Genomic DNA, 15,095 nt, shown 5'->3' on the forward strand with positions numbered 1-15,095 from the left:
CTCCTCGGCGAGGACGCCCGCGTCCGCCGATCGCGCGCGGCACCCACCCCGCGGCCGCCTGGGCCGCCACGCACGATCGAGGAAGCCATGATCGAGAACCTGACCCTGCTGGAGAAGGCCGCCCTGCTGACGGGCAAGTCGGTGTGGGAGACGTACGACCTGCCGCGGCATGGTGTGCGTTCGCTGTGGCTGGCCGACGGCCCGCATGGGGTGCGCAAGCAGGTCGGTTCCGCCGACCACCTCGGGCTGAACGCCTCCGAGCCCGCCACGTGCTTCCCCACCGCCGCGGCGGTGGCGAACACCTGGGACGTGGAGCTCGCGGAGTCCGTCGGCATGGCGCTGGGCGCCGAGGCCGCCGCGCAGGGCGTGGACGTGCTGCTCGGCCCGGGCCTGAACATCAAGCGGTCCCCGTTGGGCGGGCGCAGCTTCGAGTACTTCTCGGAGGACCCGCTGCTGGCCGGGAAGATGGCCGCCGGGTACGTGCGTGGCATCCAGTCGCAGGGCGTGGCGGCCTGCCCGAAGCACTTCGCGGCGAACTCCCAGGAGCTGCGCCGCATGGTCTCGGACTCCGTGGTGGACGAGCGGACGCTGCGGGAGGTCTACCTGACGGCGTTCGGCATCGTGGTCACCGAGGCCAAGCCCCGCACGATCATGTCCGCGTACAACCTGGTCAACGGGGTGTACGCGCATGAGGACCCGTTCTTGCTCACGCAGGTGCTGCGCGAGGAGTGGGGCTTTGACGGGGCCGTCGTGTCCGACTGGGGCGGCTCCAACGACATCGTGGCCGCGGTGGCGGCCGGCGGCACGCTCGAGATGCCCGCGGCGGGGCTGGACTCCGCGCGGCAGATCGTCGAGGCCGTCCGCTCCGGGCGCCTCGCCGAGGCCGACCTGGACGCCCGCGCCGACGAGATGCTGCGGCTGGTCGCCGACGCCCGCGAGCCGGGCACGGCCGAGGCAGTGGACCTGGACGCGCACCACGCGCTCGCTCGCTCCGTGGCGGCCCGGTCCGCGGTGCTGCTGAAGAACGACGACGCGATCCTGCCGCTGGCGCCCGGGACGCGGGTCGCGGTGATCGGGGACTTCGCCCAAACGCCGCGCTACCAGGGCTCGGGGTCCTCGGCGGTGAACCCGACCCGCCTGGACTCCTTCGTCGACGTGGTCGCGGGCAGTGGGCTCGACGTCACCGCCGTCGTGCAGGGCTTCCGGCGTGACGGCACGCCCGACGCCGCGCTGCACGACGCCGCGGTGCAGGCCGCCCGCGGCGCGGATGTGGTGCTGCTGTTCCTCGGGCTGGACGAGGTCGCGGAGTCCGAGGGCCTGGACCGCTCGACGCTGTCGCTGCACCGCGTCCAAACGGACCTGCTCGCGGCCATCGCCGAGGCGAACCCCGCCACCGTGGTCGTGCTGGCCGGCGGCGGGGCGATCGAGACGCCGTGGCTGGGCTCCGCGCGCGCGCTGGTGCACGGCTACCTGGCCGGGCAGGCGGGAGCGGGCGGGATGCTCGACGTGCTGACCGGCGAGGTGAACCCCTCGGGGCGCCTGGCCGAGACGATGCCGCTGGCGCTGGCCGACACCCCCACGGCCGGGGCGTTCCCCGCCCTGGGCCGCAGCGCGGAGTACCGCGAGGGGCTGTTCGTCGGGTACCGGTACTACACGTCCGCCGGGGCGCCGGTGGCGTTCCCGTTCGGGTTCGGCCTGTCGTACACGACCTTCGCGCACAGCGCCCTGTCGGCGTCGCAGGACTCCGCGACCGTCACGGTGACCAACACTGGCGACGTCGCGGGCGCCGACGTGGTGCAGGTGTATGTGCGCCGGGTCTCGCCCGGGGTGCACCGCCCGGCGCGCACGCTCGCCGGGTTCGCCCGGGTCGAGCTGGAGCCGGGCGCCTCCGCGACGGTCAGCGTGCCGCTCGGGGACGCCGCGTTCCGGCACTGGGACACCGCCACCGGCGCCTGGCAGGTCGAGCACGGCTCCTGGGAGGTGCTCGCCGGCGCCCACGTCGACGACCTGCCGCTGGCGGTCCCGGTCGAGGTGACCGGCACGGTGCCCGCCCGCGCCGAGGACGTGCCCGCCCGCTACCGCACCGGCGACGTCCAGGACGTGCCGGACGCGGACTTCGCCGCGCTGCTGGGCCGCGACGTCCCGGCGGCCGCGTGGTCCGGGCCGCTGACCGTGAACGACGCCCTGGACCGGATGGCGACGGCCCGCTCACCGCTGGCGCGCCTGGCGTACCGGGTGCTGGCCTGGCGCCGGGACGTGGCCGACCGCAAGGGCGCGCCCGACCTGAACATCTTGTTCCTGCTGAACATGCCGCTGCGGGCCGTCGGGAAGATGACCGGCGGCATGGTCTCCGCCGAGATGGTCGACGGCCTGGTCCGCATCGTCAACGGCCACTTCCTCTCCGGCTTCGGCGCCACCGCGCGCGCCTTCTTCCGCAACCGGCGCGCCAACCGCGCCACGCTGCGCGACCTGCGTCGCGACGCCTGAACCTGCACCTCAGAAGAGAGACCTCACCATGCTCACCCGCCTGAAAGACGCCTGGGGCCGCTTCGCCGCCAAGCGCCCCGGTGTCGCCCAGTTCGCCGTGTTCTTCCTGCTGAGCAACGGCATCACCGTGCTGCAGCTCGCGCTGATGCCGCTGATCAAGTGGGTCTTCGGCATGACCGCCCTGGTGGACACCGCGTTCCAGATCTGGCCCATCGGGTCCACCCCCGACGGGTCGCAGTACTTCATCTTCGACTACGCCGCGGGCGCCCTGCCGGCCGGCGGCGGCGGGCTGGCGTACTTCCTGGCCGTGCAGATCACCCTGCTCATCGCCCAGGTGATCAACTTCTTCGCCCAGCGGAACATCACCTTCAAGTCGAACTCCTCGATCACGAAGGCGGCCATCTGGTACACCATCGCCTACGTCGTGATCACCCTGATCGCCGCCGCCGCGCAGGGCCTGTACAAGACCCCGATCTACGACCTGTTCATCGACACCTGGGGTCTGGGCGGCACCGGTGAGACGCTCGCGGACTTCGTCACGATGATCATCAACTCCGCGATCTCCTTCTGGGTGTTCTTCCCGATCTTCAAGGTCATCTTCAAGCAGGTGCCCGCCGTGGACGCCCCTGAGCAGGCGCTCGCGTCATGAGCCCGGTGTTGTCCGTGGTGGTTCCCGCGTACAACGCGCAGGACTACCTGGCCCGCGCCCTGGACTCGTTGACCGGGTTCGGCGCAGACGTCGAGGTCCTGGTCGTCGACGACGGGTCGACGGACGGCACCGCAGCGCTCGCCCAGCAGTACGTCGACGCGCACCCGGGCGCGGTGCGCCTGCTGCGCAAGGCCAACGGGGGGCACGGGTCGGCGATCAACACCGGTCTGGCCCACGCCCGCGGCGCGTACCTGAAGGTCGTGGACGCGGACGACTGGCTCGACCGGGACGCGTTCGCGCAGGTGCTGGAGACGCTGCGCGGGTTCGTCGCCGGCGGGCGCCCCGTGGACCTGCTGGTCTCGAACTTCGTGTACGAGAAGGTCGGCAAGCGCACCAAGACCGCCGTGCGGTACGGCGGGGCGCTGCCGCGCGGGCGGGAGCTGACCTGGTCCCAGACCCGGCGGTTCGCCAAGCGGCAGTACATGATGATGCACGCGCTGATCTACCGCACCGACGTGCTGCGCGCCGCGGGCCTGCGCCTGCCCGAGCACACGTTCTACGTCGACAGCCTCTACGCGTTCGTGCCCCTGGCCCACGTGCGGACCCTGTACTACCTGGACGTCGACCTGTACCGGTACTTCATCGGCCGCGAGGACCAGTCCGTCCACGAGGCCGTGATGCTGCGCCGCATCGACCAGCAGCTGCGGGTCAACTGGCTGATGCTCGAGCACCTGTCCGGGGTGACCACGCACGACCGGCGGCTGCGCAAGTACCTGCTGCACTACGCGCAGATCACCTGCGCGGTGACCTCGGTCCTGCTGATCCGCGCCGGCACCCCCCAGGCCCTGGCGGAGAAGGAGCGCCTGTGGGCGCGGCTGCGCGCCCAGGACCCCGCGGTCTACCGCGAGGTCCGCTGGTCTGCGCTGGGCCAGATCTGCCACCTGCCCGGCGCCGCCGGCCGCCGGGTCACGGTGCTGGCCTACCGCGTCGCCCAACGCGCCATCGGCTTCAGCTGACCGTCGAGAGCGGCCCGGCGGACGACGTCCGCCGGGCCGCTCTCCTCGACCTCCCAGCCACACTCAGGGGCGGAGCATGACCTTGAGCGCCTCGCGGGAGTCCATCGCCCGGTACGCCGCGGGCGCCTCCTCCAGGCTGAGCGTGCGGTCGAAGACGCGACCCGGGTTGATCCGGCCCTCGAGCACGGCGGGCAGCGCGGCCTCGATGTAGGCGCGCACGGGAGCCGGGCCGCCCGTGAGGGTCGCGTTCTTGCCGAACAGCGAGCCGAAGCCGATCGGCGCCCGCTCGTACTGGGGCACGCCCACCCGTGAGATCACGCCTCCCGGGCGGACGACGCCGTAGGCCTGCTCGTAGGCGGGCAGGTGGCCCACGGCCTCCAGCACGACGTGGCTGCCCGCGCCGCCGGTGAGGTCCATGACTGCCGCGACCCCTTCCGCGCCGCGCTCCGCGACGACGTCGGTGGCGCCGAACTCGCGGCCCAGGTCAGTGCGGGCCTGGTGCCGGCCCATGAGGATGATCCGCTCGGCGCCCAGCTCGCGGGAGGCGAGCACCGCGGACAGTCCGACGGCGCCGTCGCCGATCACCGTGACCGTCTTCCCCGGGGAGACCCGCCCGGTGTGCGCCGCGTGGTGGCCGGTGAGGTAGACGTCCGAGAGGGTCAGCAGCGAGGGCAGCAGCGCCTCGTCGGCATCGGCGGGGACGGGGACGAGGGTGCCGGACGCCTGCGGCACGTGCAGCAGCTCGGCCTGGGCGGCGGACAGGAACCCGCCGTGCTCACAGGACGTCTGGACGCCGTCGCGGCAGAACGCGCACGTGTTGTCCTGGTAGGCGAACGGCACGATGACCAGGTCGCCGGGTGTCACGCCCGTGACGCCCGAGCCGATCTCCTCGACGATTCCCACGGCCTCGTGGCCCATCTGGACGCCGCCGTCGCGGGAGGCCATGGAGCGGTACGGGTGCAGGTCGGACCCGCACACGCAGGCGGCGACGACCCGCACGATCGCGTCGGTCGGCTCCTGGAGGGCCGGGTCGGGGATCGTCTCGACACGGACGTCCCCGGCGCCGTGCATGAGGGTGGCTCGCACGGAGCTGTCTCCTTCTTCGAAGTGTGGGGTCACAGGCCTGCGAACCCACCAGGCATCCAACGCGATGACGGCCCGCCGTGGCAGGCACTGGCGAGGCACGCACTGTCAGTACGCCCTCACGTGGGCTGCCGTCCCGAGCGCCGCGGCCCGCGGCCACGCCGCGGGGCACGCGGCCCAGGACCAACGTCCACCTCGTTAGGGCAGGCAACCCTAAAATCTGACCATGGCCACACCGCTCACCCCCGCGCTGCCGCGCCACGTCGTGCTCATCCCCGCAGCTCTCACGTGGGTCACGGCCGCGAGCACCACAGTCGCCTTCGTCGGCGTCGGCGCCGTCCTGGACGCCGCGCGCTCGGGCGACCGCTCCGGCGCGGGCGCGATGGCCACCGTCATCCTCGGCCTGCTCGCCGCCGCGGTCAGCGCCTACCTGGGCTCGCACCTGAGCCTGGTCGGCGTGGGCGCGCGCGAGGGCGAGCGTCGCGACGTGCTGCTGCGTCAGCTCTTCCGGCTCGGCGTCACGTTCCGCACCCAGCAGCGGTCCGGGCGGTTCGTGTCGACGGCCACCGACGGCGTCGAGCGCGCCGCCTTCTACGAGTCCACGTTCATCGGCCCGATGATCGCCTCCCTCACCGTGCCGCTCATCGCGCTGGCAGTCCTCGGCGCGACGGTGGACTGGGTCGTCGCCGGGTGGCTGGCGCTGGCGGTGCCGGCCATCCCGGTGCTGGTGGGCGGCTTCCAGCGGGTGTTCCGCAAGGTGTCCGACGAGTACCGCGCCACGGGCCGGCGGTTCGCCGCGCAGTTCCTCGACGGCCTGCAGGGGCTGCCCACGTCGACGGCGTTCCACCGGGCAGAGGCCAAGGGCGCCGAGCTGGCCCACGCCGCCGAGCAGTTGCGCCTGCAGGTCATGCGCCTGCTCGCCGGCAACCAGCTCGTGCTGCTGATCGTGGACTCCGCGTTCTCGCTCGGCATGGTCACCGCCGCGGCGGGCCTGGCGATGGCACGGCTGCGCGATGGCGCCATCACCCCCGGCCAGGCGGTGGCCGTGGTGCTCGTGTCCACGGTGCTGCTCGAGCCGCTCGACCGCATCGGCCAGTTCTTCTACGTGGGGATGGGCGGGCGCGCCGCGGTGCGCGAGATCGAGGGCGTGCTCTCGACGGTCCCGGACGTGGTGGACGCCGAGGGCGTCGAGGCCCCGGCCGTGAGCCTGCGCGCCCCCGCGAGGACGGCTGAGCGCGCCGCATCCGACGATGGCGCCGCCACGTCCGCCGTGGCGCTCGAGCACGTGCGGTTCGCCTACCCGGGCGGCAACCCGGTGCTCGACGGCGTCAGCCTGACCGTCCCCGTCGGCGGGCGCACCGCCCTCATCGGGCCGTCCGGGTCAGGCAAGACGACTGTCACCTCGCTGCTCCAGGGCCACCTGCGGCCCACATCCGGGACAGTGCGCATCGGCGGCCACGACCTCGCCGCGGCGCCGCTGGACTGGGCCCGCGCCCAGCTCTCCGTCGTCGCCCAGAGCACGTACCTGTTCACCGGCACCCTCGCCGACAACCTGCGCCTGGCGGCCCCCGACGCCGACGACGAGCGCCTGTGGCACGCGCTCGCCGAGGCGAACCTCGCCGACCACGTGCGCGGGCTCCCGGACGGCCTGGCCACCCGCGTCGGCGAGCGCGGGGTCAGCCTCTCGGGTGGGCAGGCGCAGCGCGTGGCCGTCGCCCGGGCGCTGCTGAAGGACGCCCCCGTGCTGGTGCTCGACGAGCCCACGTCCCAGGTGGACGCCGCCTCGGAGGCCGCCCTGGTGGACGCGCTCGAGCGCGCCGGCCAGGGCCGCACCGTGCTGGTCGTCGCGCACCGGCTCACCACCGTGCAGGACGTGGACGAGGTGATCGTGCTGGTCGGCGGCAGGATCGTCGAGCAGGGCCCGCCCGAGCGGCTGCGCGCAGCCGACTCGTACTACGCCCGCGCCGTCGACCTCACGAGCAACGCAGGAGCCACCCGATGAACGCCCCCGCAGCCGCCGCCACCCCGGCGAGCCAGCTCACCCGCCGGCAGATCTCCGCCCGTCTGGTGCGGTTCGGCCGGCCCGTGCTGGCGCCCCTCGGCCTGTCGCTGCTGTGCCGGCTCGCCGCGCAGACCCTCGGCATCGCGCTGCTCGCCCTCGGGGCGTGGGGTGTGGCCCGCATCGCCGACGACCCCTCGGCGCCCATCGCGCCCCTCGTGTGGACGCTGATCGGGCTCTCGCTGCTCAAGGGCGTGCTGCGCTACCTCGAGCAGTTCGCGGGCCACTACGTCGCGTTCAAGGCGCTGACGATGCTGCGGGACGACTTCTACGCGCGGCTGGCCCCGCAGTCGCCCGCGGGCATCCTGTCCCGCCGCTCGGGGGACCTGCTGTCCCGGGCCACGAAGGACGTGGACCGGGTCGAGGTGTTCTTCGCGCACACCCTGGTGCCGGCCGTCGCGGCCGTGATCGTGCCCGTCGGGGTGCTCGCGTACCTGGCCCTCGAAGTCGACCCGGTGCTCGCGCTCACCCTGGCGCCGTTCCTGGTGGCCGTCGGCGCGCTGGTCCCCGGCTGGGGTCGCGAGTCGAGCGGGCGGGCCGCCATGGAGGTGCGCCGGGCGCGCGGGGACGTCGCGCAGCTCGTCGCGGAGTCCATGCAGGGCGTGCGGGAGATCCTCGCGTTCGGCGCCGGCGAGCGCCGTCGCGCGCACATCGCCGCGGCCGGCGAGGAGGTCGCGGGCGGCCTGCGCGTGCTCGGCGCGTGGACGGCGCGGCGGCGCGGAGTGAACGCCGGGCTCGTCGTGGCCGGGCTGGTCGCCGTGACGCTGGTGGGGGCGTTCCGGGTCGCCGACGGCGCCCTCGACTGGACGTCGCTCGTGGTGGCCTGCGCCATCGCGGCCGGGGCCTTCGCGCCGGTGCTCGCCGTCGAGGACGTCGCCCCCGACCTGGAGCAGGCGTTCACCAGCGCGCGCCGCATCTGGGAGGTCACCGACACCCCGCCCGCCACGACGTCGCCCGCGCGTCCGGTCCCGCTGCCCGACGGCCCGCTCGACGTCGTCTTCGAGGGAGTCGGCTTCACCTACCCGGGCGCCACGGCCACGGCGCTCGACGGCGTGACGCTCGAGGTCCCCGCCGGGTCCACCACCGCCGTCGTGGGCCCCTCGGGCTCGGGCAAGTCGACGCTCGTGCACCTGCTCACCCGCAGCTGGGACCCGTCGGCCGGGCGCGTGCTGCTGGGCGGCGTCGACGTGCGCGACCTGAGCCTGGCGGACCTGCGCCGCAGCGTCGCCGTCGTCGGGCAGAGCACCTACCTGTTCAACGACACCATCGCGGCGAACCTGCGCCTGGCCCGCCCCGACGCCACCGACGCGGAGCTGGCGGACGCGTGCCGTCGCGCGGCCCTGCATGACGCGATCGCCGCGATGCCCGCCGGATACGAGACGGTCGTGGGCGAGCATGGCGAACGGCTCTCCGGCGGCCAGCGCCAGCGCGTCGCGATCGCGCGTGCCCTGCTGGCCGACGCGCCGGTGCTGGTGCTCGACGAGGCCACGAGCCAGCTCGACGTCGAGACCGAGGCCGAGATCCAGGCGGCGTTCGCCGAGGCGGCCGTCGGGCGCACCGTGCTGGTCATCGCGCACCGGCCCGGCGCCGTGCGCACCGCCGACCGCCTGGTGCGGCTGGACGCGGGCCAGGTGCGAGCCGTCGAGGAGGGCCTGCCCGTCGCCTGACGCGGCCGGCGCCCCTGGTCCGGTTGTCGGCCGCTCGGTCTGGGTTGACGATGAGGTCACCGGAGCAGGGGGGCTGCCATGGAACAGGGACGTGTCACGGCGTGGGTCGGATGGGTGTGGTTCGCGGCGGCCGTCTTGGTGACGGTCGGGCTGTTCGGGGTGATCTCCGGACTTGTGGCGGTGTTCAGCCCGGACACCGTGATCGCGTCGAATGGCGACGCCGTCGCCGTGATCGACGTCTCGACGTGGGGATGGGTCCACCTGGCGATCGGCGTGCTGATGGTGCTCGTCGGGCTGGCGCTCTTCGGCGGCGCCGCATGGGCTCGGCTGATCGCGATCGTCTTGATCGTGTTCAACCTGCTGGCCCAGTTCGTCGCGCTGCCGGCCACGCCGTGGTGGTCGCTCGTCGCGATCATCCTGTCGATGGTGGTGCTGTGGGCGTTGATCGTGCACGGGGACGAGGCCGAGCGCGCGAGGTGAGCGGCTGCCTGTGCGCCCGGCCGTGGCGTGCACGGCCGGGCACCGCAGGTCATCGCGTCATGACGTGGCGCGGACGGCGGCCTTGACTGCCTTCGTGACGGCGCCGGGGTCGGTGACCAACGTGAGGTGGCCCGCCTTGACGCGGGTGATCGTCGACCCCGCACGGGTGGCCATCGACTCCTGCAGGCTCGGCAGGATGATCTGGTCCTCCGTGCCCAGCACGTACCAGGTCGGCAGCGTCGCCCAGGCGGGGACGCCCGAGGGCTCGGTCGCCGCGCTGAGCGTGATGGGCCGCTGGCCGGCCGCGAGCACCGCGGCGCGCTTGGCGGGGACCCCGGCGGCGAACACGTTCGTGTACACCGGGGCCTTGAGGTACAGGTCGACGTCGCCCTCCGGGGCGCCCGGGTAGACCACCGCGTCGAACAGCGCCTCGATGTCGAGGGGGCCGGCGGAGGTCAGCAGGCCCAGGAGGGTCTCGCCCTCGGCGGGGGCGAACGCGTTGACGTAGACGATGCCCACGACGTCCGGGTCGGAGGTCGCGGCGTTCGTGACGACCGCCCCGCCGTACGAGTGGGCGACGAGCAGCACCGGGCCGGTCGTGCGCTGCTGCAGGTAGGCGCTGAGGTACGCGGAGTCCGCGGAGAGCCCGCGCAGCGGGTTGGGCGGCGCGACGACGGTGTAGCCCTCGCGCTGGAGCTGGGCGGTCACGGCGTCCCACGACGAGGCGTCCGCCCACGCCCCGTGCACCAGGACGATGGTGGGCTTCGCTGCGGGTGGGTGTGGGCGCTGATGGGCGGACGCGGCGGCCGTGGTGGCGAGTAGTGCGAGCGTGGCGAGCGCTGCGGCCAGGAGGGTCAGCGGGCGACGTCGGGATCGGGCGGCGGGGCGGGTCATCGTGGCTCCTTCGCGGGGTGGTCCGGCGGGAGTGCCCGGTATGCGGCCTTCATCCCGATCATCCCCCCGGGCGCACGCGCGCGTCGAGAGGCCCCGCCGTGCCGTTCCGCGCTGGGCTCAGCGCCCGCGGCGCCCCTTGCCTCGAGCCGCGCCGCCGCCCTTGCCTGCCGTGCCGCCCTTGCCCGGCGTCGCGCGCTTGCCCGCTGTGGCGGCCTTGCCGGCGGCGGCGGCCTTGCCGGACGTGCTGCGCTTGTCCGTCGCGCGGCGCTCGGACCCGCCAGCCGTCGCCGCGACAGCGCCCGCCGCGCCGGCGCCCCGCCCGCGCGAGCTGTTCACCGTGCGCCCCCGCACAATGCCCACCAACTCCTCGACCAGGTCGGTGGTGCGGTCCTCGACCCAGGCGAGCGCCACCGACGAGGTCGGCGCCTCGGGGACGGGCCGGTAGGTGACGTCGCGCCGGTGGTGCAGCCGCGCGAGCGACTGCGGCGCCACGAGCACGCCCACCCCGGCGGCGACCAGCGCCACGGCGTCGGCGGTCGTCGCGGGCGCCTCGACGTCCAGGCGGGTGCCAGGTGCGTCACGCCAGTCGAGCGTGTCGTCGAGCGGCACGACGAGCAGCTCGTCGGCCAGGTCGTCCACCGTGACCTCCTCGGCGGCGGTGAGCAGGTGGTCGCGCGGGACGATGACCACCGACGTCTCGGTGTACAGCGGGATGGCGCTCAGGCCGGCGCGGTCGATCGGCAGGCGGACCAGCGCGGCATCGGCACGGCCCTCATGCAGGGCCCTGGCCTGGTCCTCGACCTCGGCGTGCACCAGTTCCAGCCGCACGTCCGGGAGGCGTTCCTTCCACACCCGCACCCACTTCGCGGGGGTCGCGCCGGGGACCACGAGCAGCCGGAACGGGCCCTCGGTCTCGCTCGAGCCGTGCTCGTCCACCCGCTGCCTCCGGTTCCGCGACCGGCAGTCGGTCGGCGTCGTGCTCGACGTCGTCCCGACGCGCGCGCTCGGGCCAGGTTACCGGCGGGTCCCCACGATGACGTCGCGGGGCCCAGCGCTCGTTACCCTGGTGACGTGAGCGCGCCCCGGAAGACCCAGACCATGAAGCCCTCGACTGCGGCGCAGAAGCTCGAGGTGTACCTGCCGGCGACGCCCGCCGAGTTCCAGGAGCGCGACATCTCGCGCGAGGAGCTGCAGGAGTTGCAGCGCACGCCCCCGCAGTGGCTCGTCGACCTGCGCAAGAACGGCCCGCACCCGCGCGGCGTCGTGGCCGCGCGCCTGCGCGTGTCCATCAGCGCCCTCGGCCGGCACGGCCTGACCGATCCCCTCACCACCGAGGAGATCGACGAGATCATCCAGAACCCGCCGGAGTGGCTCTCGCGCGAGCGTGCCGTCCAGGCCGAGGTGAAGCGCGAGGAGCGCCGCCTCAAGGAGCGCGACGCCCAGCGTCGCGCGGGCGAGGACACCCCCAAGGCCTGAGGCCTCGGCGGGGCCGACGCGGGCCCGACGCGGGGCCGACGCGCCCGGCCGGCTCAGCGCGCCCGGCGGGCCACCAGGTCGCGGACCTCGTGGCCGAGCCGCAGGCCCCGGCGCTCGAACTTCGTCACCGGGCGGTGCTCTGGCCGGGGCGCGAAGCCGCCCGACGGGTTCACCAGGCCCGGGTCGGCGTCGAGCACCTCGAGCATCGACTCGGCGTACTCGACCCAGTCGGTGGCGCAGTGCAGGGTCCCGCCCAGCACGAGCCGCGAGCGCAGCAGCGCGACGTGATCGGGCTGGATGATCCGGCGCTTGTGGTGCCGGGCCTTGGGCCACGGGTCGGGGAAGAACACGTGCACGGCGTCGAGGCTCTGCTCCGGCAGCCGGCGCCGCACCAGGTCGAGCGCGTCGCCGTGCGCGACCCGCACGTTCCGCAGCCCCTCGGCCTCCACGAGCCCGAGCAGGTGGGCGATGCCGGGCAGGTGGGCCTCGACGGCCAGGTAGTCGCGGCCCGGATCTGCGGCGGCCATCACGGCGGTGGCCTCGCCCATCCCGGAGCCGATCTCCAGCACCAGCGGCGCCTGCCGCCCGAACAGCGCCGGGACGTCGAGCAGGCCGTCGGGCGTCAGCGGCATCGGGCCCTGCTCCGCGTCGTGCACGGAGAAGCCCAGCAGCGGCCACAGCCGGGCCAGCGCGTCCTCCCGGCCGGGGCCGAGCTGGCTGCGGCGCGGGTGGAACGTGCGCACCGGCTCATGGGCGGAGGCGGAGCTGTGTCGGAACGCGGCGGACGGGAGGGTCACGGTCGCCCAGCCTACGGACCCGGCCTGGACGCCGGCTCCAGCCTCGTCAGGCGAGCGGGGGAGTGGACTCCTCCTCGGTGGACATCACGGCGAACGTCTCCCCGAACGGCCCGCGGATGACGGCCATCCGGCCATAGGCGCTGTCGGCCGCCGGGCTGGTCACCACCCCGCCGAGCTGCGCCGCCAGGTCCACGGAGGCGTCGGTGTCCGCCACGGCGAAGTAGGTGGTCCAGGAGGTCGGGACGTCTGCGTCGGCGTCGGCGGGGATGCCGCCCATGCCGCCGGCGATGTGCCCGCCGATCTCCAACGTGTTGTACGTGAAGCCCGGCCCGCTCATGTCGCCGAACGCGTAGTCGAACAGGTGGCCGTAGAAGTCGCGCGCCGCCGGGACGTCCCGCGTCATGACCTCGTTCCACACCACCGTGCCGGGCTCGTTCACCACGTCGGCGCCGGTGTGGTCGCCGGACTGCCACAGCCCGAAGACGGCGCCCGTCGGGTCCGCGAGGACCGCCATGACCCGGTCGGCGCCCCGCTCGTCATGGCGCGCCACCTCTTCGAGGACCTGCCCGCCGTGGGCGAGGCACCGCTCGACGGCCGCGTCGATGTCGTCGGTGGCCAGGTACGTCATCCAGTGCGCGGGCGCCGCTCCGGGCTGGAGCGTGCCGAAGGCCGCCGCCCGTCGGCCCCCGAGCAGGCAGGTCGTGTAGTACCCGGCGCCGCGGCCCGACTCCTCGAAGTCCCAGCCGAACAACTTGCCGTAGAACCGTCGGGCCGCCGGTCGGTCGGGCACCCGCAGGTCCACCCACGCCGGAACGCCCTCGGGCCAGCGCGCCTCTCTGGTGCTCATCCCAGACCCCCCTGGTGAGACGGGCCCGCCACGCGCCGGGCCACCGTGCCATCACACACCGGAGCGGGGGACTCCACCACTGGTCCCGGTGCGCTTGCCGGCCCCGGGCATGAGCAGACCCCGGGAGTCAGGTTCCCGGGGTCTGCTCTGCGGGGCGTCAGGGGATTCGCCCCGCCCTCAGGAGGTCTCAGGCGGCAGCGCGCCCCAGGCCTCGGAAGTCCCATCCGGCGTCACGCCAGGTGCGCGCGTCGAGCTTGCCCCGCCCGTCGATGACCCGCGGGGAGAGGGTGAGCTGGGCGAGGTGCGCGGCGTCGGCCACCAGGAACTGGTCCCACTCCGTCAGCACGAGCACCACGTCAGTGCCCTCCACTGCCTCCTCGATCGACGTCGCGTAGCTCAGCGTCGGAAAGCTGGCCCGTGCCGTGTCGCCCGCCTCGGGGTCGAAGACCGTCACATGCGCGCCGCGCAGGTGCAGGGCGGCCGCGACGTTCAGCGCGGGGGAGTCCCGCACGTCGTCGGTGAGCGGCTTGAAGGCCGCGCCGAGCACCCCGATCCGCCGGTTCAGCACGGAGCCGCCGCAGGCGTCGATGGCCAGGTCCAGCACCCGCTCGCGCTGGCCCATGTTGATCTCGTCGACCTGCTGCAGCAGCGACGCGGCCCGGTGCGCGCCGAGCTCGGTGGAGCGGTGCATGAGGGCCCGGATGTCCTTGGGCAGGCACCCGCCCCCGAAGCCGAGGCCCGCGTCGAGGAACTGCCGCCCGATGCGCACGTCGTGCCCCAGCGCGTCGGCGAGCACCGTCACGTCAGCCCCAGCGGCCTCGCACACCGCGGAGATCGCGTTGATGAACGAGATCTTCGTGGCGAGGAACGCGTTGGCGCTGACCTTGACGAGCTCGGCGGTGGGCAGGTCGGTGGTCACGACGGGCGTGCCCTCGGCGATCGGCGTCGCGTACACCTGGCGCAGCAGCGCCTCCGCGTGCTCCGACGCGCCGCCGATGACGATCCGGTCGGGGTGCAGCGTGTCGCCCACGGCCTTGCCCTCGCGCAGGAACTCCGGGTTCCACACCAACTCGACGTGCACCCCGGCCGGGATGCGTGCCGCGACCATGCCGCGCAGGCGCTCGGCCGTGCCCACGGGCACCGTGGACTTGCCGACGATGAGCGCGTCCTTCGTCACGTTCTCGGCGATCCCGCGGGTGGCCGCCTCGACGAACCGCAGGTCGGCCGCGTGGCTGGTCTTCTCCTGGGGGGTGCCCACGCACACGAAGTGCACGTCGGCCCAAGCCGCCGCCTCGGCGAGGTCCGTGGTGAACCGCAGGCGGTCGGTCAGCAGGTGCTTCTCCAGCAGCTCGTCGAGCCCAGGCTCGAAGAACGGCACCTTGCCCGCGGCCAGGGCGTCCACCTTGTGCTTGTCGGTGTCGGCGCCGATCACCTCGAAGCCGAGCTCGGCCATCGCCACGGCGTGCGTGGCCCCCAGGTACCCGGTGCCGAAGACGGCGATGCGGATGTCCTGCGGGTCGCGGTCCGCCAGCGCCAGGCTGTCGGCCTGCTCCCAGGCGCTGGCCCGGTCGAGGGCGTCGCCGTGCTCCTCGTCGGAGCCGTCCAGCAGGGTCAGGTCGCGGTCGTTGCTCATGAGGGCT

13 protein-coding genes are annotated in these 15,095 nt (G+C 73.9%); 7 read left to right on the forward strand and 6 right to left on the reverse strand.

The genetic code is table 11. The annotated features are described in order from the left end of the window. Positions 1–87 precede the first annotated feature (87 nt). The 3 genes from QUV83_RS11220 to QUV83_RS11230 are packed head-to-tail and all read left to right on the forward strand — an operon-like array spanning position 88 to position 4,152. Entirely contained in the window at positions 88–2,487 is a 2,400-nt protein-coding gene (locus QUV83_RS11220; RefSeq protein ID WP_289564599.1) for a glycoside hydrolase family 3 C-terminal domain-containing protein, read from the forward strand. Between the two features lie 28 nt (positions 2,488–2,515). Next, positions 2,516–3,136, forward strand: a complete 621-nt coding sequence (locus tag QUV83_RS11225) for a hypothetical protein (protein ID WP_289564600.1) — start codon at positions 2,516–2,518, stop codon at positions 3,134–3,136. Next, complete coding sequence (locus QUV83_RS11230) at positions 3,133–4,152, forward strand: glycosyltransferase family 2 protein (protein WP_289564601.1); 1,020 nt, start codon at positions 3,133–3,135, stop codon at positions 4,150–4,152. Before QUV83_RS11225 ends, QUV83_RS11230 begins: the two co-directional genes overlap by 4 nt. A gap of 63 nt (positions 4,153–4,215) precedes the next feature. Here QUV83_RS11230 and QUV83_RS11235 read toward each other — a convergent pair whose 3' ends face one another. Continuing rightward, entirely contained in the window at positions 4,216–5,238 is a 1,023-nt protein-coding gene (locus tag QUV83_RS11235; protein WP_289564602.1) for an alcohol dehydrogenase catalytic domain-containing protein, read from the reverse strand. 223 nt (positions 5,239–5,461) lie between these two features. Here QUV83_RS11235 and QUV83_RS11240 point away from each other — a divergent pair, with 223 nt between their 5' ends. The 3 genes from QUV83_RS11240 (at position 5,462) to QUV83_RS11250 (ending at position 9,441) form a co-directional block, all read left to right on the forward strand. Beyond that, positions 5,462–7,237 carry an ABC transporter ATP-binding protein/permease gene (locus QUV83_RS11240; RefSeq protein WP_289564603.1) on the forward strand — a complete coding sequence of 592 codons (1,776 nt, stop codon included), beginning with the start codon at positions 5,462–5,464 and terminating at the stop codon, positions 7,235–7,237. Then, positions 7,234–8,961, forward strand: coding sequence for a thiol reductant ABC exporter subunit CydC (gene cydC, locus QUV83_RS11245; RefSeq protein ID WP_289564604.1), 1,728 nt, complete (start codon positions 7,234–7,236; stop codon positions 8,959–8,961). The genes QUV83_RS11240 and cydC overlap by 4 nt, the downstream gene beginning before the upstream one ends. Positions 8,962–9,039: 78 nt before the next feature. Further along, the gene (locus QUV83_RS11250; protein WP_289564605.1) at positions 9,040–9,441 is read left to right on the forward strand and encodes a DUF7144 family membrane protein; all 402 of its coding nucleotides are present in this window, start codon (positions 9,040–9,042) and stop codon (positions 9,439–9,441) included. Positions 9,442–9,498: 57 nt separating this feature from the next. Here QUV83_RS11250 and QUV83_RS11255 read toward each other — a convergent pair whose 3' ends face one another. Further along, a complete protein-coding gene (locus tag QUV83_RS11255; RefSeq protein ID WP_289564606.1) occupies positions 9,499–10,335 on the reverse strand; it encodes an alpha/beta fold hydrolase in 837 nt (278 codons plus the stop codon). Between the two features lie 117 nt (positions 10,336–10,452). After that, the gene (locus QUV83_RS11260) at positions 10,453–11,271 is read right to left on the reverse strand and encodes a LysR family substrate-binding domain-containing protein (protein WP_289564607.1); all 819 of its coding nucleotides are present in this window, start codon (positions 11,269–11,271) and stop codon (positions 10,453–10,455) included. A gap of 162 nt (positions 11,272–11,433) precedes the next feature. Between QUV83_RS11260 and QUV83_RS11265 the strand changes: the two genes are divergently transcribed. Beyond that, complete coding sequence (locus QUV83_RS11265; RefSeq protein ID WP_436231906.1) at positions 11,434–11,811, forward strand: DUF5997 family protein; 378 nt, start codon at positions 11,434–11,436, stop codon at positions 11,809–11,811. 53 nt (positions 11,812–11,864) lie between these two features. Here QUV83_RS11265 and trmB read toward each other — a convergent pair whose 3' ends face one another. The 3 genes from trmB to QUV83_RS11280 form a co-directional block, all read right to left on the reverse strand. Next, entirely contained in the window at positions 11,865–12,608 is a 744-nt protein-coding gene (gene trmB, locus QUV83_RS11270; protein WP_289564609.1) for a tRNA (guanosine(46)-N7)-methyltransferase TrmB, read from the reverse strand. A gap of 46 nt (positions 12,609–12,654) precedes the next feature. After that, on the reverse strand, positions 12,655–13,455 hold the full coding sequence (locus QUV83_RS11275) for a VOC family protein (RefSeq protein WP_289564610.1): 801 nt from the start codon (positions 13,453–13,455) through the stop codon (positions 12,655–12,657). A 187-nt stretch (positions 13,456–13,642) separates the two neighbouring features. Then, complete coding sequence (locus tag QUV83_RS11280) at positions 13,643–15,088, reverse strand: UDP-glucose dehydrogenase family protein (RefSeq protein ID WP_354003940.1); 1,446 nt, start codon at positions 15,086–15,088, stop codon at positions 13,643–13,645. Between the last annotated feature and the right edge of the window lie 7 nt (positions 15,089–15,095).

The organism is Cellulomonas cellasea, from assembly GCF_030372105.1.
GTDB classification, from domain to species: domain Bacteria; phylum Actinomycetota; class Actinomycetes; order Actinomycetales; family Cellulomonadaceae; genus Cellulomonas_A; species Cellulomonas_A cellasea_A.

Coding starts and splice junctions, on each gene's coding strand:
- QUV83_RS11280 (WP_354003940.1), bottom strand. CDS start 15,088: ATGAGCAACGACCGCGACCTGACCCTGCTGGACGGCTCCGACGAGGAG.
- QUV83_RS11225 (WP_289564600.1), top strand. CDS start 2,516: ATGCTCACCCGCCTGAAAGACGCCTGGGGCCGCTTCGCCGCCAAGCGC.
- QUV83_RS11220 (WP_289564599.1), top strand. CDS start 88: ATGATCGAGAACCTGACCCTGCTGGAGAAGGCCGCCCTGCTGACGGGC.
- QUV83_RS11240 (WP_289564603.1), top strand. CDS start 5,462: ATGGCCACACCGCTCACCCCCGCGCTGCCGCGCCACGTCGTGCTCATC.
- QUV83_RS11275 (WP_289564610.1), bottom strand. CDS start 13,455: ATGAGCACCAGAGAGGCGCGCTGGCCCGAGGGCGTTCCGGCGTGGGTG.
- QUV83_RS11265 (WP_436231906.1), top strand. CDS start 11,434: ATGAAGCCCTCGACTGCGGCGCAGAAGCTCGAGGTGTACCTGCCGGCG.
- QUV83_RS11255 (WP_289564606.1), bottom strand. CDS start 10,335: ATGACCCGCCCCGCCGCCCGATCCCGACGTCGCCCGCTGACCCTCCTG.
- cydC (WP_289564604.1), top strand. CDS start 7,234: ATGAACGCCCCCGCAGCCGCCGCCACCCCGGCGAGCCAGCTCACCCGC.
- QUV83_RS11250 (WP_289564605.1), top strand. CDS start 9,040: ATGGAACAGGGACGTGTCACGGCGTGGGTCGGATGGGTGTGGTTCGCG.
- QUV83_RS11230 (WP_289564601.1), top strand. CDS start 3,133: ATGAGCCCGGTGTTGTCCGTGGTGGTTCCCGCGTACAACGCGCAGGAC.